Raw genomic sequence first — 19,744 nt, forward strand, 5'->3', positions numbered from 1 at the left:
CTTCCTTTATACAGCTTTAGCAAAGGGTTGGTGGCGGCGATGCAGCGCATGCCAGAAGGTATCCAGTGCTTCATCAATGCGCGCGGCCAGCAACTGATCCAGTTCCGGCTGGCGGTCATAGTGTTGAATCTGGCTGTCATCGGCGAACACACCGTGCAGGACTTCCTGCGCTTTCAGCGCATTGAGTACCGGTTTCAAGGCGTAATCCACTGCCAGCATATGTGCCACGCTGCCGCCGCTTGCCAGTGGCAGCACAACTTTATGTTCCAGGGCGCGCTCCGGTAACAGGTCCAGCAGCGTTTTCAGGGCGCCAGAAAATGAAGCTTTATAAATGGGGGTGGCGACAATCACACCATCTGCCTGCGCCAGATCCTCTTTCAGGGCCTGCAAGGCCGGGGAATCAAAACGCGCATACAACAAATCTTCCGGTTGGAAGTTGTGAATATTCCAGGGAATGACTTCTACGCCGCGAGCTTCCAGCGCCTGCTGGCACAGGCTTAGTAACGCCGTGGAACGGGACGGAAATCGTGGGCTGCCTGCCAGCGTAATAACCCGCATAGTCACTCCTTATAACTGAAAGTTATTGATTATCTGATATTGAGAACTGATGTGGTAATCCTGACAGAGCGGGGGGCAGGGCTTAAATGATTTATCCGGCAATGATAAGCCGGAATCTGCAAATAAACGGTGGGCATCAATATCAGGTGGTGGGGAATCGATACGACAATTCCGAAAACTGCTGAGTCACAAAATTGAAATGATTCACTCTCTTTAAGCAATGACATGCCGTTGAGTCGATTTATTAGTGTGCAAAAGGATAACAAATGTATCGCTACCCATTATAAGTGATGTCAGCACCATACCAGGTTACCACGCCGCTATATTTCCGGAGACACGGCAACTTCTCGTAAAAACAACGATGATGCGGTTAACCGCGAGGGCATCAGTTATGTCTGGTTGTATCTCCCGGTATCAATTTAATCAACTCTGTCAAAATCGATACCAATAACAAACAAGGCGATTTTAAATAATTTTTTGTTCTAAATTACAAATGGAAAAATGTCATCCGGGTGAGAAAAATAAACCACAACTCAACGGTGCAAAAATAATAAATAAATACATCATGGCTGATAAACATTATTTCTGATTAGCCCTGGGTCTGGTTGAGAAACGGAACTGTCAAAACCTGCGGCCACTGATTAAGCTAGCCCTAAATGACTCTTGTGATAATGCATTCTGTGCGTTGTGGCGTACAGGGATGTGGTTGCTATTTTTCTTTTTACAAAGTTCAAAAAGAGAGTGCTTATGTCAGAGAAACAACTGTCCGTTATCATTCCTACTTATAACGTAGAGAAATATATTGTTGAATGTGTGGATTCTCTGTTAGCGCAAATATCCACGCCCAATGAAATCATTATTGTGAATGACGGTTCAACCGATGGTACCCTGGCACTCCTCAATCAACATTATGCCAGTCAACCTCAGATCCAGATTGTTACTGTCCCTAACGGTGGCGCCGGACTGGCGCGCGACAAAGGGATTGAGCTGGCACAAGGGGAGTTTCTGTTCTTCTGCGACCCGGATGACCGTGTGGCACTGGGCCTGGTGCAGGAGTTGCAACAGGTGGCGCAGAGGCATCCCGATGTGGAGCTGTTCTGCTTCAGCTCGACCACCTTTGACCACGAACAGCCGCAGCGTTGTGCCTCTAAAGTGAAGCATGACCTGGCTGGCTTGCAACCGGCGCAGCAGGTCCTTTCCTCTTTATTACGTAATGGTACCTATACCTCGGCTGCCTGGAACTACATCCTGAAACGCACGGTTGTCGATAATCATCAGCTACGCTTTGAACAACGGGTGCATGAAGATCACTGTTTCAGTCTTGGCGCTTTCCTGAAAAGCCGTCAGGCATGGGTGAGCGAGAAAAGCTATTATCAACAACGCGTACGCGTGGGTTCATTAACCAACGGCAGCAAAAATAGCGATTATTTTCTGCAACGCTACCATGCCTTTATGCAGGCGTATCACGATTTAATGACCACGCTGGAAAAAAATACCTGGCGCGATCGGCTACAAAAAGAATATTTGTTACATTCCTTCCGCTTGATGATTTATCTCTCGTTATATAACCGTACTCCGGTGCCGCATTACGTGATTAATGCTATCCGTTTTCTCGGCCGGGAAATCAAAGCTACCGGGTTTAAAGAGTGGCTTTTATTGAATCAACCTGAGCTGTTTATTCGTCTTCAGAATTACAAAGTGGTAAAGGAGATGAAGAAAATCAGCCTTATTCCGAAAAGTGTTCCGGTGGTTTGATTGCACCAGAAATAAGTGCGAAAGTCATTGCAGGTCTGAGCATTAAGGTTGTTGCGTCATGGCGAAAACACTCGATAAGAGTTTAGTGATTAATATTTTATCTTTACTGGCCTATCGGGGAGCGTCCTTTCTCTTCCCATTAGTCACCTTGCCCTATCTGGCGCGTATTTTGGGCGTCAACCAAATGGGGGTACTGGCGCTGGCGATTGCCTGCGTGATGTATTGCAGCACCATTTCAGACTGGGGTTTTAACGTTTATACCACCAAGGATATTGCCCACCATCGTGAAGATAAAACGCGGGTGACGCAAATCTTCTGGTCAACCTTCAACGCCAAATTACTGTTAATGCTGTCCACCAGTGGCGTGCTGCTGCTGACGACCTGGCTCAATCCAGGCTGGCATTATCTGTTCTGGGTAGTGTTGGCGAATTGCACCACGCTGCTCGGTTCACTGTTCTCCTTTGGTTGGTTGATGCAGGGGTTCGAAAAACTGGGTAAAACAGCGGTGATCGCCACCTTTGGTAACTTCTGCGCCATCCCACTGACCTTCCTGTTGGTGAAAACCCCGGACGATACCTGGCTGGCAGCGTTGATCCCGGGTGTGGTGTCAATGATCAGCGCATTGATTACCCTTCGATTTGTATTGATGATGAAGGTGATTGGTCGCTATCGTTTCGAACCCAGCGAAATCAAGCAACGCCTGAAAGATAGCGTGCACGTTTTTATTGCTATCGCGGGTGCCAACCTGTTTAACAGCGTCAACGTGGTGATCCTGGCGGCATTCACCTCGCATTATGCGATTGGTATCTATAACGGGGCTGATCGTCTGCGTAAGGCAGCAAATTCGGTGCCGGAGCAGATTGGCAATGCATTTTTCCCCCGGGTCAGTTATCTGTTTGCCCGCGATAAAGCGGCGGCGATTGCGGCGACGCGCAAAAGTTTGCTGATCTCGTTCCTGCTCAGCCTCGGTATTGTGATCTTTACCTGGTTCTTCGCCGATGACGTGGTGCGCATTCTACTGGGTCAGGAGTTTGTGGCCTCGGCTGACGTGCTGCGCGTGTTTGTGCTGTGTTTCCTGTTTGGCAACATTGCTTATCCGGCGGGGTTGCAGGTGTTGATCCCCCACGGTCTGGCTCGTCAGCGTATGCTGGTGATGTTGGGACCGGGAATTATTAATATCCCGGTTTGTGCGTTTCTTGCCTGGAAATATGGGGCGATTGGTGCAGCCTGGTCGATGGTGATTGCTGAATTCCTCGTCTGCGTGGGGATTTTCTGGGTGATGGCGCGGCACGGTATTTTGCGCGAATACCTGCATAATTCACCGTCTACCCGCACAGCGATTAAAGATACCGCAAGTGAATGATGATGCAGGTCAATCTGACCTGCGTTTCCTCGCGCTGCAATTTACTTTTGTGCCAGAGGCCTTTACCATTCTGGCGCACATTTTCCCGTGCACCCCGACTTTCACGAAGCTTCCGCCATTCAGGAGAGTGCATGTTATATCCTATCATCCGGCCGGCGCTGTTTAAGCTCGATCCAGAGCGTGCGCACGAACTTACCTTTCAACAATTGCGTTTTATCAGCGGCACCCCGCTGGAAGGGTTTATCCGCCAGTCGTTACCTGCGCGTCCGGTGAACTGCATGGGGCTGACCTTTCCTAATGCTTTGGGGCTGGCAGCCGGTCTTGATAAAAATGCCGAATGTATTGATGCCTTTGGTGCTATGGGCTTTGGCTTTGTCGAAGTGGGCACCGTGACACCCCGCGCGCAACCCGGTAATGACAAACCGCGTATGTTCCGCCTGGTGGAAGCGGAAGGCATAATTAACCGCATGGGATTTAATAATCTGGGTGTCGATCACCTGGTTGAGAACGTTAAAAAGGCGCGTTTTAAAGGAATCCTTGGTATCAATATTGGTAAAAATAAAGATACGCCAGTTGAACAAGGTAAAGACGATTACCTGATCTGCATGGAAAAGGTGTATGCCCATGCCGGTTATATTGCCATCAATATTTCGTCACCTAATACGCCAGGATTACGCACACTGCAATATGGTGAAGCGCTGGATGATCTGCTGTCAGCGATCAAATTAAAGCAAAAAGAGTTGCAGGAACGGCACCTTAAATATGTCCCCGTCGCGGTGAAGATCGCGCCGGATCTTTCTGAAGAGGAATTGATCCAGGTGGCAGACAGTTTAGTGCGTCATGAAATTGATGGTGTGATTGCCACCAATACCACGCTGGACCGCTCACTGGTGGCCGGGCTGAAATACAGTGAAGAAGCCGGTGGTTTAAGTGGCCGTCCGGTACAAACACGCAGCACCGAAATCATTCGCCGCCTGTCGCAGGAACTGCAAGGCCGTCTGCCTATTATTGGGGTGGGTGGTATTGATTCGCTGGTGGCCGCGCGTGAAAAAATCGCCGCCGGTGCCACGCTGGTCCAGATATACTCCGGATTCATTTATAAAGGACCTGGTTTAATTAAAGATATCGTGACCCACCTCTAAGACATTTCCCACATTCCCGCGCCAGGGGGTTTATTTATCCCTCTGGCTCGTTTATATTTTGTTCTGCTGGTGCATTTTTCAGCTTTTCCTTAGCGTTATTTTTCTTTGCTGTGAACCGCAATTTTGCGCAGCGATAAACCACAGGGCACATCATGAAAATCAAACCCGATGACAACTGGCGTTGGTATTTTGACGCGGAGCATGACCGGATGATGCTTGATCTGGCTGATGGCATGTTATTTCGCTCGCGCTTCTCACGCAAAATGCTGACGCCAGATGCCTTTAATGAAAGCGGTTTTTGCGTGGATGATGCCGCGCTTTATTTTACCTTTGAAGAACGTTGTCGTCTGAGCGGATTAAAAGGCGATCAACGTGCCGAGCTGGTATTAAATGCGCTGGTTGCTAGCCGTTTTCTAAAACCGCTGATGCCAAAAAGTTGGCACTTTACCAGCCATGCTCACAGCTGGCAGCCTGCTGCGGGTGATATGGTGGCGGTGACATTGGCCGATAGCGGTGAGCAGGCACAATTGCTGGTGGTGGAGAGTGGTGAGAATGCGGCGCTGTGTTTGCTGGCACAACATGCGCTAACCGTGGCGGGTAAAGGTATGGTGTTGGGTGATGCGATTAAAGTGATGAACGATCGCCTGCAACCTTGTCAGCAGGAATCATCCGCCCCGTTTGCCAGGGCGGTATAACGCGTTACGCCAGTTCAATATCGCCAGCGGGAATACAACTACAACTCAGAATGGTGCCATCCTGACGTACGGCACTTTTCTTCAATGCTTTCACTTCCCCCGATACCAGTGTCATTTTGCAGCTGCCGCATATCCCGGCACGGCAGGAGTAGGGGATACGAAAGCCCTGCATCTCCAGCTGCTCCAGTAAGACTTGCTGATTGTCGCCGGTAAAGGCACTGCCCTGATAACCAATGGTGACAGGGCTGGTCGGGCTGGCGGTGGTTGCCAGTGTCTCCACGACCTGACCAGCACCATAGGCGCGAGCCAGTTGCTTCTCCACAATGGTGACGGGATCACCCACCCGGATCACACCGCTGTTCAGCGCAATTAAATTCAGACCGAAATCGATGTCGCCACTGCCATCCTGCGCGCTGCGGAAACGTTGCAGGGTTGCCAGTGGTTCACCCTGCGGATGTTTCTGGCCACTTTCTGTTCCCACCGTGGTGAAGACACAGCGACTACAGGGCTTCGGCATCTCAAAGGTGATATCGCCAATTTTCAGGGTCTTCCAGCTATCTTCTTCCCATGCCTGCGCGCCGCTGATCACCAGGTTAGGGCGGAACTGTTCCACGCGCACGCTGGCGGGGCAGCGTTGTTGCAGATCCTGCAATGACGCCATGTTTACCAGCAGATAAGGAAAACCATCGGCGAAGCTGAGTGGCACCTGGTCAAAGCGTTTAACGCGCCGGGTCGGTTGGGAACCGGTCCAGCGTAGCTGCACCGGGCGTGGAAAAAAGCCGCTCAGCCATTGGTTGATCGCATCCGGGGCAACACGAGAAGTAAAGTGATTACCCCATACTTCGGTGGGCGCATCATCGGCGGCAAAATCGGTGAAGCGAATCAGCGCCTGGCTGCCATCGGGTGCCTGTAAAAACAGGCCGTCCGGCAATAGCGCCGGGGTGAAGCGCACCATCTCCGGGTATTGGCGAGCTGTGATAAAGGTGCCATCGGTTTCGGTGACCATAAAGATGCGATCAAATCCCAGGCCGCTATCCAGCACCTGGGCATGCGACAACTGAAGACCGCGCATCGATTTAACCGGATGGATATATAGACGGGACAACGTAATCATCACCACTCCCTGAAAGCCGTCATGCAGGACAAAAAGAAGCTAACTTTAGGACATAGGACGCTGATTCGCTATAATGCGCAACAATTTTATCAAGGGTATAAGTGACGATATGAATTCTCTGTTTGCCAGTACGGCGCGTGGGCTCGAAGAGCTGTTGAAAACTGAGCTGGACGCGCTGGGTGCGCAGGATTTGCAGGTGGTGCAGGGCGGGGTGCATTTTGAGGCCGATGACCGCGTGATGTACCAAAGCCTGCTGTGGAGCCGTCTGGCTTCGCGTATTTTACTGCCGCTGGGAGAATTCGGCGTCTGGAGCGATCTCGATCTGTATGTCGGCGCCCAGAGTATTCCGTGGTGTGACATCTTCGACAGCAACACCAGCTTCGCCATCCACTTTAGTGGCACCAACGAGGTGATCCGCAACAGCCAGTTTGGTGCGCTGCGTATCAAAGACGCCATTGTTGACAGCTTTACGCGACAGAATCTGCCGCGCCCGAATGTGGATCGTGAACAGCCCGGCATTCGTATTAATGCCTGGCTGAATAAAGATCGCGTCAGCATTGCGCTGGATCTGAGCGGTGATGCGCTACATCAGCGTGGTTATCGCCAGCAAACCGGACAGGCACCGTTAAAAGAGAATCTGGCGGCGGCGATTGTGATGCGTTCAGGTTGGCAAAAGGATACGCCACTGGTCGATCCAATGTGTGGTTCCGGCACCCTGTTGATTGAAGCAGCGTTGCTTGCCTGCGATCGCGCGCCTGGCCTGTTGCGTTCGCGCTGGGGCTTTACTGACTGGAAAAAACATAATCAACCGCTGTGGCAGGAGTTGCGTAGCGAAGCACAACAGCGCGCACGCACGGGTACGGCAGCGACCCGTGCGCGTTTCTTTGGTTATGACAATGATGGTCGTGTGCTGGAGTGGGCGCGCGCCAACGCGCGTCGTGCCGGTGTGGCCGATCTCTTCACCTTTGCGCAACAGGATGTCCTGAAGCTGAGCAATCCGTTACCGCCGGAGGTGACCGGTACGGTGTTGAGTAACCCACCGTATGGTGAGCGTCTGGAGAGCGAACCGGCTCTGATTGCGTTGCACAGCCAGTTAGGCCGCATCATGAAGCAGAAGTTTGGTGGCTGGAACCTGTCGTTATTCAGCGCCTCACCCGAGCTGCTGAGCTGCCTGTCGCTGCGTGCCGACCGTCAATTTAAAGCGAAAAACGGCCCGCTTGAGTGCGTGCAGAAAAATTATCAGCTGGCGGCCAGCAGTGGTGAAGGTACCGCGCAGATCGCGGAAGATTACGCTAACCGCCTGCGCAAGAACCTGAAAAAACTGGAGAAGTGGGCGCGCCAGTCGAACATCGATTGTTATCGTCTTTACGATGCCGATCTGCCGGAATATAACGTGGCGGTGGATCGCTATGCCGATTGGGTGGTGATTCAGGAATACGCAGCGCCGAAAACCGTGGATGCCAACAAGGCGCGTCAACGCCTGTTCGACGTGATCAGCGCCACGCTTAGCGTGCTGGAGATCCCGGCGAACCGTCTGGTGCTGAAAACCCGTGAGCGTCAGAAAGGCAAAAACCAGTATCAGAAGCTGGCGGAGAAGGGCAACTTCTTTGAAGTGCAGGAATTTGATGCCCGTTTCCTGGTTAACCTCACCGATTATCTCGATACCGGCCTGTTCCTCGATCACCGCATCGCGCGTCAGATGCTGGGTAAAATGAGCCAGGGCAAAGATTTCCTGAACCTGTTCTCGTACACCGGCAGCGCCAGTGTCCATGCTGGTCTGGGTGGGGCGAAATCCACCACCACGGTGGATATGTCGCGTACCTATCTGGAATGGGCTGAGCGCAACTTGCGCCTCAACGGGCTGACGGGCCGCCAGCATCGCCTGATGCAGGCCGATTGTCTGAGCTGGTTGCGTGACAGCAACGAACAGTTTGACTTGATCTTCATCGACCCGCCGACCTTCTCCAACTCGAAGCGTATGGAAGACGATTTTGACGTGCAGCGCGATCACCTGATGCTGATGCAAAACCTGAAGCGTCTGCTGCGTCGTGGCGGTACCATTATGTTTTCCAACAATAAACGCGGCTTCAAAATGGATCTTGATGGTTTGCAGCGTCTGGGCTTGCAGGCGCAGGAAATCACCCAGAAGACCCAGTCGCAGGATTTTGCCCGTAATCACATTCACAACTGCTGGCTGGTCAGCCACGCCGGTAAGGAATAAGTTTTATGTCATTGATCAGTATCCACGGCGCTTATCTCTCCTTCAGCGATGCGCCGTTGCTGGATAACACCGAGCTGCACATTGAAGAGGGTGAGCGCGTCTGTCTGGTGGGGCGCAACGGGGCCGGTAAATCCACGCTGATGAAAATCATCAACGGTGAACAGCCGCTTGATGATGGTCGCATCATTTATGAAACCGACCTGGTGGTGGCACGTCTGCAACAGGATCCGCCGCGCAACATCACTGGCTCGGTGTATGATTTCGTCGCCGAAGGGGTGGAAGAACAGGCGGAACACCTGAAGGCGTACCACGCTATCTCCCATGTGGTGATGGAGGATCCCAGCGAGAAAAACCTCAATGAAATGGCGCGTTTGCAGGGCATCCTGGATCACCACAACCTGTGGCAGCTGGAAAGCCGCATCAATGATGTGCTGGAAAAAATCGGTTTACAGGCGGATACCGAACTGTCGTCATTGTCCGGTGGCTGGTTACGTAAAGCGGCGCTGGGACGTGCGCTGGTCAGCAATCCACGCGTGCTGATGCTGGATGAGCCCACCAACCACCTCGATATCGAAACCATCGACTGGCTGGAAACCTTCCTGAAAACCTTCACTGGCAGCATCGTGTTTATTTCGCACGACCGTTCATTTATCCGCAATATGGCGACGCGCATTGTCGATTTGGATCGCGGCAAGCTGGTCTCCTGGCCGGGCGACTACGACCAGTATCTGCTGGGTAAAGAAGAAGCGCTGCGCGTGGAAGAGATGCAAAACGCCGAATTTGACCGCAAGCTGGCGCAGGAAGAGGTGTGGATCCGTCAGGGCATCAAGGCGCGTCGTACCCGTAACGAAGGTCGTGTTCGTGCCCTGAAAGCGTTGCGCCGTGAACGTTCTGAGCGTCGTGAAGTGATGGGCAAAGCCAATATGCAGGTGGGTGAAGCCTCACGCTCCGGCAAGATTGTGTTTGAGCTGGAGAATGTCAACTACGCTGTAGATGGCAAGGTGCTGGTGCAGGATTTCTCATCACAGGTGCAGCGTGGTGACAAAATTGCGCTGATTGGCCCCAACGGCTGTGGCAAAACCACGCTGTTACGTCTGATGTTGCAACAACTGAAGGCGGATAGTGGTCGCGTGCACTCCGGAACGAAGCTGGAAGTGGCGTACTTTGACCAGCATCGTGCAGAACTTGATCCTGATCGCACCGTGATGGATAACCTGGCGGAAGGCAAGCAGGAAGTAATGGTGAACGGTAAGCCGCGCCATGTACTGGGTTATTTGCAGGACTTTTTGTTCCATCCGAAACGCGCCATGACGCCGGTGCGTGCGCTTTCCGGCGGTGAACGTAATCGTCTGCTGCTGGCACGCTTGTTCCTCAAACCCAGTAACCTGATGATTCTCGATGAACCGACCAACGACCTCGATGTGGAAACGCTGGAGCTGCTGGAAGAGTTGATTGATGGCTATCAGGGTACCGTGCTGCTGGTGAGCCACGATCGTCAGTTTGTCGATAACACCGTCACTGAATGCTGGATTTTCGAAGGTAACGGCGAGATTGGGACCTTTGTCGGCGGTTATCATGATGCGCAGCAGCAGCGTGCCGCGTATAAGCAGCTGAAGACCGCGCCGGTGGCGAAATCTTCCGTCACAGCAAAACCTGCGGAAAAAAGTGATGCCGGTAAACGTAACGCAACCAAGTTAAGTTACAACCTGACGCGTGAGCTGGAGCAGCTGCCGCAAAAACTGGAACAGCTCGAAACGCGTATTGGCGAGTTGCAGGCGCAAATGAGTCATCCGGATTTCTTCAGTCAGCCGCACGATAAAACGCAGCCGGTGCTTGATGCGCTGGCGCAGACCGAGCAGGAACTGGAAACAGCGTTTGAACGCTGGGAAGAGCTGGAAGCACTGAAAAACGGCGCTTAATACAGAAGGAAACCGGTATGTGTGCAGCGGATAATCCGCAATCGTGGGTGCTATGCCCACAATGCGATTTAACGGTTAAATTGCCTGCTGTGCCGATCGGCAGCCGGGCGCGTTGCCCGCGCTGCCATACTACGCTGACAGCAAACTGGCACGAACCGCAAAAGCGGCCGACCGGCTATGCATTTGCCGCGCTGTTTATGCTGGTGCTGGCGAATCTGTTCCCTTTCGTCAACATGCATGTCGCCGGTTTGAGTAGTGAAATCTCGCTGCCGGAAATCCCCAATGTGATGGTGCGTGAGGATTACAGCAGCCTCGCCACCCTGTTCCTGCTATTTGTGCAGGGCATTCCCGCATTCTGTATGGTGACCATTATCCTGTTGGTCAACCGCATCAGAATGCCTCACCACCTGCGGCTGGTGCTGGCACGCATTTTGTTCCAGTTGCGTAACTGGGGCATGGCGGAAATCTTCATGGCCGGGGTGCTGGTCAGCTTTGTCAAACTGATGGCTTACGGTGAACTGGGTCTGGGGATCAGTTTCTGGGCCTGGTGCCTGTTTTGCGTGTTGCAACTGCGTGCGTTTCAGGTGGTGGATCGCCGCTGGGTGTGGCAGCAGATCGCACCCTTGCCAGCGCTGCCACACGCACCGAAAGCAGGCATCAGTGGTTTACAACATGGGATGAAACGTTGTTCGTGCTGCACCGCCATTTTGCCTGTTGCGCAGAATCACTGTAGCCGCTGTGGTGTGGTGGTGCATGCGCGCCGACCGCACAGCCTGCAATGGACGCTGGCGTTGCTGGTGACTTCACTGCTGCTTTACCTCCCTTCGAATATTATGCCGATCATGGTGACGGAGACGTTAGGCACGCAATATCCCTCTAACATTATGGCAGGGGTGATTTTGCTATGGAGTGATGGCTCCTGGCCGGTGGCGCTGGTGATTTTTATTGCCAGCATCATGGTGCCGTCGTTGAAAATGTTGGCGATTGGTTGGTTATGCTGGGATGCCAGTGGACGCGGTCAGCATGATAGCGAAAAGATGCATCTGGTTTATGAGGTGGTGGAGTTTGTTGGCCGCTGGTCAATGATTGATGTGTTTGTGATTGCTGTCCTTTCCGCATTGGTTCGGATGGGGCGGCTGATGAGTGTTTACCCGGCGCCAGGCGCGCTACTGTTTGCGCTGGTGGTGATTCTCACCATGTTTGCAGCGTTGGCTTTTGATCCGCGCCTGACCTGGGATCGTGTACGGAAAACCGAACGTAAGGAGCCGCGTCTTGACGGACAATCATCAGGGCATTGCTAACGTCGACCAGATTAAACGCTGGTCGCCGGTCTGGATTGTACCCATCGTTACGCTGTTGATCGGCGGATGGATTCTTTTTTATCACTTCAGCCATCAGGGGCCGCAAGTCACGCTGATCACCGAAAATGCCGAAGGTATTGAAGCAGGTAAAACCACGATTAAAAGCCGTAGTGTGGATGTCGGCGTGGTGGAAAGTGCGGTGTTGACTGACGATTTGCATCATGTAGAAATCACCGCGCGCCTGAATTCCGGTATGGATAAACTGCTTCATAGCGATAGCGTGTTTTGGGTGGTCAAACCGCAGATTGGCCGTGAAGGAATTACTGGCCTCGGTACCTTGCTGTCTGGTGCTTACATCGAATTGCAGCCGGGCACCAAGGGCGACAAGCCGACGAGTTACCAACTGCTGGACGCGCCGCCGCTGGCACCGCCCGATGCCAAAGGTATTCGCGTCACGCTTGATAGTAACAAAGCGGGGCAATTGAATCCGGGTGATCCGGTGTTGTTCCGTGGCTACCGGGTGGGATCGGTAGAAACCAGCAGTTTTGATACCGACAAACGTATGATGACGTATCAGCTGTTTATCTCAGCGCCTTATGACCGACTGGTGACCACCAATGTGCGTTTCTGGAAGGACAGCGGTATCGCCGTGGATATGTCTTCCTCAGGTATGCGTGTCGAGATGGGATCATTGACCACGCTGTTCAGTGGCGGTGTGAGCTTTGATGTGCCAACTGGCTGGGAGCTGGGCGAAGTGGCGCAGAACAAGGCGGAATACCATCTGTTTGACGATCAACGCAGTATTCAGGATTCGTTGTATACCAAGCATATCGATTTCCTGATGTTCTTCTCTGACTCCATTCGAGGTCTACAGGCGGGAGCACCGGTGGAGTTTCGCGGTATCCGGCTTGGCACGGTGGCGAAAGCACCTTACATGATCCCGGGCCTGGATCAGGCGCTGGACAATGATTATCGTGTGCCGGTATTGATTCGTATTGAGCCTGATCGCTTCATTACCCGTCTGGGCGGAGATTTTAACCTTGAGCAACATCTGCAAGATGGTAAAAAGCGCGGCCTGCGTGCCACGTTGAAAACAGGGAATCTGCTTTCCGGCGCACTCTACGTTGATCTGGACTTCTATGACAACGTGGCGGCGTATAAAGGGCCGAATAAAGTTGCCGGTTTCGAAGTGATTCCGACGGTCAGCGGCGGCCTCAGTCAGATTCAACAAAAACTGATGGCGGCATTGGATAAGATTAACAATCTACCGTTGAATCCGATGATTAATGAGGCAACCGGTACGCTGAAAGAGAGTCAGAAAACGTTGCAGCAGTTGCAAAAAACGCTGAATAACCTGAATCAGATCACTGCCAGCCCGGCGATGAAGACGTTACCGGCTGATATGCAGCAGACATTGCGTGAGCTGAACCGCAGCATGAAAGGGTTGCAACCGGGATCGCCTGCTTATAACAAGCTGGTGGGCGGTATGCAGCAACTCGATAAGACGCTGCGTGAATTGCAGCCGGTGTTGAAGACACTGAACAGCAAAAGCAACGCGCTGGTGTTTGAAGCCAAGCCGGGTGAGGACCCACAGCCAAAGAGGGCGAAACAGTGAAAAAAGGGTTGATGATTGGGGCGATGCTGCTGCTGGCGGGTTGCAGCAGCACCGTTGAAACGATGTACTATCAACTCCCGACAGGTGCCGCTATGGCACCTGTCAGCAGCGATGCCAGCAGTAAGCAGCCGATGCTTTGGGTTCAGCAGGTCAGCGTGCCGGATTATCTGGCAGGCAATGGTTTGGTGTACCAGACCAGCGACGTGAAATACGTCATTGCCGCTAATAATCTTTGGGCCAGTCCGCTTGACCAGCAATTGCAGCAAACGCTGGTGAATAATCTGAGCCGTGCGTTGCCGGGCCGCCTGGTATCAGGCTCGCCGTTGGCTGAGACGCACGATACCCTGACCGTCAATGTGACCGGTTTTCAGGGGCGCTTTGACGGTAAAGCCATTGTGAGTGGGGAGTGGGTGCTGCAACATGAAGGGCGTCTTATCAAACATGGCTTTAATCTGACGCTGCCACAGACTGAAGACGGTTACGATGCCCTGGTGCGTACCCTGGCGCTTGGTTGGCAACAAGTTGCTCAGCAGATAGCGAATAATGCGATCGCGTTAAATTAAGAATTGTTCGAAGCTTATCTAAGTCCTTGATTTGTCATTAACGAGTGGCAAAAATATCAGGGACTTTTTTATTGTCTAATCAGCCAGATAAGAGATTTTTCCGAAAATTTACCTCATTCTGTGATGTCGGTTTCAGGTCATATTTATGACATTGGCGTGAAATTTGCGCATTGATCTTTTCGGCGCATGGCGTTAGAACGTTAGAGTGGTTGAACATTTTTCCGCCACTCTATCTTTCCACCAGATTCCACCAGACCTGAAATGAGGGAAACGAGGTATGAAGAGACAGAAACGAGACCGCCTGGAACGAGCACATTCACGAGGCTATCAGGCCGGTATTACGGGACGCTCAAAAGAGATTTGCCCGTATCAAATGATCGACGCACGGTCTCACTGGTTGGGAGGTTGGCGACAAGCCATGGAGGACAGGTCGGCGGTGGCTTAGCACTGCCGGATGTCTATCAATAAGGAACAAACCTCCGCGTAATGCGGAGGTTGTCATTTATACCCGTCATAACCTGAGATACCTCGAGTCATTTCGGGTATAGGGAGATTAGAAAGCGGTGGTGTCTTTGAACAGACCCACTTTCAGGTCAGTTGCCGAGTAAATCAGATTACCGTCGACAAATACCTCGCCATCAGCAACGCCCATCACCAGTTTGCGGTTGATGACACGTTTGAAGTGAATTTTATACGTCACTTTCTTCGCTGTTGGCAGCACCTGACCGGTGAATTTCACTTCGCCCACGCCCAACGCGCGGCCTTTGCCTTCGGCACCCAACCAACCCAGATAGAAGCCAACCAGCTGCCACATGGCATCCAGGCCCAGACAACCCGGCATAACGGGGTCGCCGATGAAGTGGCAATCAAAGAACCACAGGTCAGGACGGATATCCAGCTCGGCTTCGACAAAGCCTTTGTCGTATTTGCCGCCGTCTTCAGTCATTTTGACCACGCGGTCCATCATCAACATATTGCCTGATGGAAGCGGCGGTCCGTTTTCGCCAAACAGTTCTCCGCGACCTGAGGCAACCAGGTCTTCTTTGCTATAGGATTCGCGTTTATCTACCATGTTCTCAATAAGCCTTATTTAGTGAAGCCCGAATATTAGCGAACAGTTGTACGCCGGGCAATGCTATCAGCTGTGGTTGAACCAGTTAAGCCAACGTAAGGGCCACGGACGCTGACGCGTCTCCTGCTGATTCAGCTGCGCGATACGTTCCTGGATAGTGCTCAGCAGGGAGTCCCCGCTTTCACTTTGCCACACCACACCGGTTAGCAGTGGTAATGCCTCATCGACGCTCTCAATCGCCCAGATATGGAACTGGCCCTGCTGGACCGCTTCAATCACCGCAGCGTTGAGACTCAGATGGCGGACATTACTGGCGGGCAAAATGACGCCCTGCTGGCCGGTAAGACCACGTTCGTGACAAATACTGAAGAAGCCCTCAATTTTTTCATTGAGGCCACCCACTGGCTGTACATTGCCAAACTGATCAACCGAACCGGTGACGGCGATTTGCTGATTGAGCGGTTGATTAGCCAGTGCACTGATTAGCGCGCAAAGCTCGGCCAGTGATGCGCTGTCACCATCGACTTCAGAATAGGATTGTTCAAACACCAGTGAAGCAGAGAAGGGGAGTTGCTGCTCCAGCTCCAGCTCGGCAATCAGGTAAGCCTGCATAATCATCATGCCTTTCGCATGGATATTGCCGCCCAGTTCCGCTTTGCGTTCGACGTCAGTGAACTCGCCATCACCCGGATGCACTACGCAAGTAATACGCGACGGTTCGCCCCAGGGACGTGGATGGCCTGGAAACTCAATAACAGACAGGCCATTGATCTGACCAACCACTTCTCCTTCCGTTTCGATCATGATCTGGTTTAGCAGAATTTCATCACGCATGCGATCGGCAAGGAAACTTTCGCGCCACTGCCGCGCCTCCAGTGCATCCTTTAGGGCTTCGGCATTAAGGACGTCGCCGTGCAGCGCGGCTTCCTGCATCTGGCGGCGCAACCAGCGTGGGCACAGCGGTAAGGTGTCCTGATCGCCAGTGTTCCGTACCGCCTCATTGATTAGCACAGGCCAGAAATCTGTTTCAGGATTCGGTAAACCGGCCAGACCGGCCTGGGTGAGTGTCCACTGACACCAGGCGGTCATATCGTCTTCATCGACCAACTGCAAGCTTTCTTCAAACTCGCTGTAAAGCGCCATTTCGTGCGCTTCGGCGTCCAAAGCCTGAAAATCAGCCAATGCATCACGTTCGCCGCACAGGATCAGGCGCAGCTGAAACGGTAACGCTGGAATCGTGACCGGTAATGGCTGACGTTCATCTGATGAATACCATTCAAAACGGCCCTGCTCGATACATTTTTTCAGTCGTAACCACATCAGCGGCTGAGCCAGCAATGTATTGACGCTGAGGATCAGGGTGCCGCCATTGGCGCGATGAATTAAGCCTGGCTCGAGCTGGACCCGATCTTTATATTGACGGACGCAGCCAAACAGTTGTTCAAATTCGATCCAGTCTGCATAGTGCACGCCACCCTGGCTGGTGAAAGGGCGGTTTTCTGTCGCTGGCAACAGGCTGACATTGTCACCCATCACCAGATAATCACCACCAAACAGGGCGGTTTCATCAGGCTGAAAGCGCTGTGCAGCCGAGGCAATCCAGGCGAGGTAGTCGTTATTTTCCTGACTGCGTAACAGCAGCAGTGGAAAACCCTGTTGTTGATGATGTAAATGCGCCAGGGCATTCAGCAGACGCGGCTGGACCGCGGCTAGACTATCGCTATCTTCCAGTGAAACATTGGAGAAAATGGATTGGTAGCGGGTGCTATCCGGCTGCAGGGCTTGCCACGTAAGTTGAGAGCTGGTCAAAATATTCCATTCGTCGAATTCGGGAAAAGCGCGATTATACAGGAATCAACCAGGTTAAGCACTGCGGAGTTCCGGCCCGAATTGTGATGACCGCAACATGTTTTTCCTTGCTGCATCCAGGAAAAAAGCTGTTATTCTTAGTTTGTTACGTGATCACGATGAGATTCCGATGAAATACCAGCAGCTCGAAAATCTTGAAAGTGGATGGAAGTGGAAATACCTGGTGAAAAAGCATCGGGAAGGTGAGCTGATCACCCGTCATCTGGAGCTGAGTGCTGCTCAGGCCGCGGTAGACCTGCTGTTGACGATGGAGAATAGCCCTGTCGAAGTCAACGCATGGATTGACCAGCATATTCATCCGGATTTGGAAAACCGTCTTAAGCAGACGATCCGTGCTCGTCGTAAGCGCCACTTTAATGCGGAGCACCAGCATACCAGGAAGAAATCAATCGATTTGGAATATCTGGTGTGGCAACGGCTGGCAGGACTGGCGCAGCGTCGCAGCAGCACGCTTTCTGAAACGATTGTGCAGTTGATTGAAGATGCGGAACGCAAAGAGAAGTATGCCAGCCAGATGTCGACACTGAAGCAGGACTTACAGGCTATTCTGGGTAAAGGTGATGCAGGTAGCGAGTAATCTATTGGTTGCCGTCTGCCAGGTATAAAAAAACCCCGCCGAAGCGGGGTTTTTATTACGCGAAAACTTAAGCCTGCGGCTGAGTTACCACGTCTTTGATACCTTTCACGTCGATTTCAACGCGACGGTCCGGCGCCAGGCAGTCGATCAGGGCGTTGCGGCCTTTCACGCTGTCACAGGTGTTGCCAGTAACCGGGTTAGATTTGCCCATGCCACGTGCAGAGATTTTGTTGGACGGGATACCTTTAGATACCAGGTAGTCGACAACAGACTGAGCACGTTTCTCAGACAGTTTCTGGTTGTACTGCTCTGAACCGATACGGTCGGTGAAGCCCAGAACCACGACTGAACCGTCTTTCGGGTCCAGTGAGCTCAGCTGGCTGTACAGCTGATCCAGAGCCTGCTGACCTTCCGGCTTCAGGGTTGCTTTGTTGAAGTTGAACAGAACGTCAGACTTCAGGGTGAAACGCTTGGTTTCAACAACCGGAGCTGGGGCCGGAGTCGGAGCAACAACCGGTGCAGCAGCTTCGTCCTGACCGAAACGGTAAGAAACACCGACGCTCAGCATGCTGTTGTCAGGGCGTGCGCCAACGGTGCCTGCGTCGCCGATGTTGTTAACCCACTGGTAGTCCAGACGAGTAGCCCAGTTTTTGGTCAGTGCGTATTCAACACCAACAGCAGCCAGCGGAGAAACGCCGGTGTCGTGGTCGCTGATGCGGCCAGTAGTCGGGTTGGTCTGAGTTGAGTCAGCACGCCATACCATGCCGCCCAGACGGGTGTACACGTCCAGGTCGTCAGTGATCGGGTAGCTCAGTTTAGCAGCCAGCTGAACGCCTTGTGCTTTGAACGCGCCGTTAGTCACGCTGCCTTTGTTCGGCATACGGCCCAGCCAGTCGTAGCCCAGCTCGAAGCCCAGGTACGGGTTAGCCTGGTAGCCCAGGAATGCACCTGCGCCCAGTTGACTTTCGTGAGTCGGACCGTTGTTGTTCTCATAACCGTTACCGTAGTAACCAGTATCGTGATACTGAGACCAGCCCAGTTTAGCACCGGTATACCAGGTGTCATCTTTAGGAGCGGCCTGCGCTACGGTAGCGAAGCCAGCCAGTGCCACTGCAATTGCGATAGCTGTCTTTTTCATTTTGCGCCTCGTTATCATCCAAATAGGCAATGAGCAAAAATAGTTTGCTCTTGGTTTAATCCTTCGCCGGGTCAAAACGCTCGCTTATGACTCTACCGAAAAAACGGAGGTTATTGAGCACCCTGGCGAGGTAAAGTCTACAACGAGATTGGAAAGTTACAAGTATGATGTGACGCCAGGCGATAAAAAAACAGGGATTTATACACACATTTTAACAATTGACACGGCATAATCTTCGTGATCAGAAATGAAAAAATCGGCTAAGCCATTGTCTAAGCTGGCGGGACAAGAATCAGTGGCTTAGCGTCAACTTCCGCAAAAAACAGCGTGAGAAAAATCCTAATTTTACTTAATGAAACAAATCTGAGGGAATTTTTGACGCAGATGGTTGTCTGCACAAAACCCCATCGTGTCCCTGAGGACGCATCACCAAACCCAAAGCTTCCCCTTCAGCAGCAGCCTGTTTGAGTTCACGACGTTCATCATCATTCAGCTCATAAGGGATCCACGCCAGCACGACGCTATAGTTACCGGTGCGCAGAGCTTTAACCATGCTTTCAACCGTACTGTAGCGTTCAGATTCAGTGATGTGCATGCTCTTTTCCAGCGGCAAACCAGATTGTTGCATCCAATGGCGATTCAGCTTATGTGCAGGCGTTAACCACAGCTGCCAGCGTGATTGTAAGCTCAATTGTTTTAGCACCGGCAGCAGCAGTAATTGCATCATGCCAGGTTGCTCGCTGTAGCGAAGTTCTGTAATGCCACCCAAAGAAGGTTGCGCTACGTCTGAAGTCGCAAAACGGTGAGAACGATCAGCGGTGCCAGAGAATTGAGTACGCATA

General features: G+C 52.4%; 16 protein-coding genes and 1 pseudogene. 11 read left to right on the top strand and 6 right to left on the bottom strand.

All coding sequences use genetic code 11. From position 1 onward, the window contains the following. Positions 1 to 6: 6 nt before the first annotated feature. Positions 7 to 558, bottom strand: coding sequence for an NADPH-dependent FMN reductase (ssuE, locus tag AC6I8N_RS07330; RefSeq protein ID WP_021182629.1), 552 nt, complete (start codon positions 556 to 558; stop codon positions 7 to 9). 747 nt (positions 559 to 1,305) lie between these two features. Here ssuE and AC6I8N_RS07335 point away from each other — a divergent pair. The 4 genes from AC6I8N_RS07335 (at position 1,306) to AC6I8N_RS07350 (ending at position 5,513) form a co-directional block, all read left to right on the top strand. Then, positions 1,306 to 2,313, top strand: coding sequence for a glycosyltransferase family 2 protein (locus AC6I8N_RS07335; protein ID WP_208725139.1), 1,008 nt, complete (start codon positions 1,306 to 1,308; stop codon positions 2,311 to 2,313). Between the two features lie 58 nt (positions 2,314 to 2,371). Further along, positions 2,372 to 3,676, top strand: a complete 1,305-nt coding sequence (locus AC6I8N_RS07340) for a flippase (protein ID WP_021182631.1) — start codon at positions 2,372 to 2,374, stop codon at positions 3,674 to 3,676. Between the two features lie 131 nt (positions 3,677 to 3,807). Further along, on the top strand, positions 3,808 to 4,818 hold the full coding sequence (gene pyrD, locus AC6I8N_RS07345; protein WP_208725140.1) for a quinone-dependent dihydroorotate dehydrogenase: 1,011 nt from the start codon (positions 3,808 to 3,810) through the stop codon (positions 4,816 to 4,818). Positions 4,819 to 4,970: 152 nt separating this feature from the next. Next, positions 4,971 to 5,513, top strand: a complete 543-nt coding sequence (locus AC6I8N_RS07350) for a cell division protein ZapC (protein WP_021182633.1) — start codon at positions 4,971 to 4,973, stop codon at positions 5,511 to 5,513. A gap of 4 nt (positions 5,514 to 5,517) precedes the next feature. On the opposite strand, the gene AC6I8N_RS07355 is transcribed toward AC6I8N_RS07350, so the two are convergent. Then, entirely contained in the window at positions 5,518 to 6,627 is a 1,110-nt protein-coding gene (locus tag AC6I8N_RS07355) for a YcbX family protein (protein ID WP_497830378.1), read from the bottom strand. A 109-nt stretch (positions 6,628 to 6,736) separates the two neighbouring features. Here AC6I8N_RS07355 and rlmKL point away from each other — a divergent pair, with 109 nt between their 5' ends. The 6 genes from rlmKL to rmf all read left to right on the top strand — a co-directional run bounded on the left by rlmKL (position 6,737) and on the right by rmf (position 14,691). Continuing rightward, positions 6,737 to 8,848, top strand: a complete 2,112-nt coding sequence (gene rlmKL / locus AC6I8N_RS07360; RefSeq protein WP_497830379.1) for a bifunctional 23S rRNA (guanine(2069)-N(7))-methyltransferase RlmK/23S rRNA (guanine(2445)-N(2))-methyltransferase RlmL — start codon at positions 6,737 to 6,739, stop codon at positions 8,846 to 8,848. Between the two features lie 5 nt (positions 8,849 to 8,853). Continuing rightward, positions 8,854 to 10,767, top strand: a complete 1,914-nt coding sequence (locus AC6I8N_RS07365) for an ABC transporter ATP-binding protein (RefSeq protein WP_021182636.1) — start codon at positions 8,854 to 8,856, stop codon at positions 10,765 to 10,767. A gap of 17 nt (positions 10,768 to 10,784) precedes the next feature. Further along, positions 10,785 to 12,068 carry a membrane integrity-associated transporter subunit PqiA gene (pqiA, locus tag AC6I8N_RS07370; RefSeq protein WP_208725144.1) on the top strand — a complete coding sequence of 428 codons (1,284 nt, stop codon included), beginning with the start codon at positions 10,785 to 10,787 and terminating at the stop codon, positions 12,066 to 12,068. Beyond that, positions 12,040 to 13,683, top strand: coding sequence for an intermembrane transport protein PqiB (gene pqiB / locus AC6I8N_RS07375; RefSeq protein WP_497830380.1), 1,644 nt, complete (start codon positions 12,040 to 12,042; stop codon positions 13,681 to 13,683). Before pqiA ends, pqiB begins: the two co-directional genes overlap by 29 nt. Continuing rightward, the gene (pqiC, locus tag AC6I8N_RS07380; protein WP_497830381.1) at positions 13,680 to 14,246 is read left to right on the top strand and encodes a membrane integrity-associated transporter subunit PqiC; all 567 of its coding nucleotides are present in this window, start codon (positions 13,680 to 13,682) and stop codon (positions 14,244 to 14,246) included. Before pqiB ends, pqiC begins: the two co-directional genes overlap by 4 nt. Positions 14,247 to 14,523: 277 nt before the next feature. After that, the gene (gene rmf / locus AC6I8N_RS07385) at positions 14,524 to 14,691 is read left to right on the top strand and encodes a ribosome modulation factor (RefSeq protein ID WP_013508548.1); all 168 of its coding nucleotides are present in this window, start codon (positions 14,524 to 14,526) and stop codon (positions 14,689 to 14,691) included. Between the two features lie 108 nt (positions 14,692 to 14,799). Here rmf and fabA read toward each other — a convergent pair whose 3' ends face one another. Both fabA and AC6I8N_RS07395 read right to left on the bottom strand, forming a co-directional pair. Continuing rightward, the gene (gene fabA / locus AC6I8N_RS07390) at positions 14,800 to 15,318 is read right to left on the bottom strand and encodes a bifunctional 3-hydroxydecanoyl-ACP dehydratase/trans-2-decenoyl-ACP isomerase (RefSeq protein WP_021182640.1); all 519 of its coding nucleotides are present in this window, start codon (positions 15,316 to 15,318) and stop codon (positions 14,800 to 14,802) included. 66 nt (positions 15,319 to 15,384) lie between these two features. Further along, positions 15,385 to 17,243, bottom strand: a pseudogene (locus AC6I8N_RS07395) (AAA family ATPase). Positions 17,244 to 17,296: 53 nt separating this feature from the next. On the opposite strand from AC6I8N_RS07395, the gene matP reads away from it, so the two are divergent. Next, positions 17,297 to 17,764, top strand: a complete 468-nt coding sequence (gene matP / locus AC6I8N_RS07400) for a macrodomain Ter protein MatP (protein WP_497830382.1) — start codon at positions 17,297 to 17,299, stop codon at positions 17,762 to 17,764. Between the two features lie 67 nt (positions 17,765 to 17,831). On the opposite strand, the gene ompA is transcribed toward matP, so the two are convergent. Further along, positions 17,832 to 18,902, bottom strand: a complete 1,071-nt coding sequence (ompA, locus tag AC6I8N_RS07405; protein ID WP_208725148.1) for a porin OmpA — start codon at positions 18,900 to 18,902, stop codon at positions 17,832 to 17,834. Positions 18,903 to 19,251: 349 nt separating this feature from the next. Further along, entirely contained in the window at positions 19,252 to 19,743 is a 492-nt protein-coding gene (gene sulA / locus AC6I8N_RS07410) for an SOS-induced cell division inhibitor SulA (protein ID WP_208725149.1), read from the bottom strand. Between the last annotated feature and the right edge of the window lies 1 nt (position 19,744).

Source organism: Pantoea sp. X-Soil-TKNS-1279, from assembly GCF_059730565.1.

What these genes read in the sequence shown, in the direction of transcription:
- ssuE (WP_021182629.1), bottom strand. Translation starts at nt 558, where the DNA reads ATGCGGGTTATTACGCTGGCAGGCAGCCCACGATTTCCGTCCCGTTCC.
- AC6I8N_RS07335 (WP_208725139.1), top strand. Translation starts at nt 1,306, where the DNA reads ATGTCAGAGAAACAACTGTCCGTTATCATTCCTACTTATAACGTAGAG.
- AC6I8N_RS07340 (WP_021182631.1), top strand. Translation starts at nt 2,372, where the DNA reads ATGGCGAAAACACTCGATAAGAGTTTAGTGATTAATATTTTATCTTTA.
- pyrD (WP_208725140.1), top strand. Translation starts at nt 3,808, where the DNA reads ATGTTATATCCTATCATCCGGCCGGCGCTGTTTAAGCTCGATCCAGAG.
- AC6I8N_RS07350 (WP_021182633.1), top strand. Translation starts at nt 4,971, where the DNA reads ATGAAAATCAAACCCGATGACAACTGGCGTTGGTATTTTGACGCGGAG.
- AC6I8N_RS07355 (WP_497830378.1), bottom strand. Translation starts at nt 6,627, where the DNA reads ATGATTACGTTGTCCCGTCTATATATCCATCCGGTTAAATCGATGCGC.
- rlmKL (WP_497830379.1), top strand. Translation starts at nt 6,737, where the DNA reads ATGAATTCTCTGTTTGCCAGTACGGCGCGTGGGCTCGAAGAGCTGTTG.
- AC6I8N_RS07365 (WP_021182636.1), top strand. Translation starts at nt 8,854, where the DNA reads ATGTCATTGATCAGTATCCACGGCGCTTATCTCTCCTTCAGCGATGCG.
- pqiA (WP_208725144.1), top strand. Translation starts at nt 10,785, where the DNA reads ATGTGTGCAGCGGATAATCCGCAATCGTGGGTGCTATGCCCACAATGC.
- rmf (WP_013508548.1), top strand. Translation starts at nt 14,524, where the DNA reads ATGAAGAGACAGAAACGAGACCGCCTGGAACGAGCACATTCACGAGGC.
- fabA (WP_021182640.1), bottom strand. Translation starts at nt 15,318, where the DNA reads ATGGTAGATAAACGCGAATCCTATAGCAAAGAAGACCTGGTTGCCTCA.
- matP (WP_497830382.1), top strand. Translation starts at nt 17,297, where the DNA reads ATGAAATACCAGCAGCTCGAAAATCTTGAAAGTGGATGGAAGTGGAAA.
- ompA (WP_208725148.1), bottom strand. Translation starts at nt 18,902, where the DNA reads ATGAAAAAGACAGCTATCGCAATTGCAGTGGCACTGGCTGGCTTCGCT.
- sulA (WP_208725149.1), bottom strand. Translation starts at nt 19,743, where the DNA reads ATGCGTACTCAATTCTCTGGCACCGCTGATCGTTCTCACCGTTTTGCG.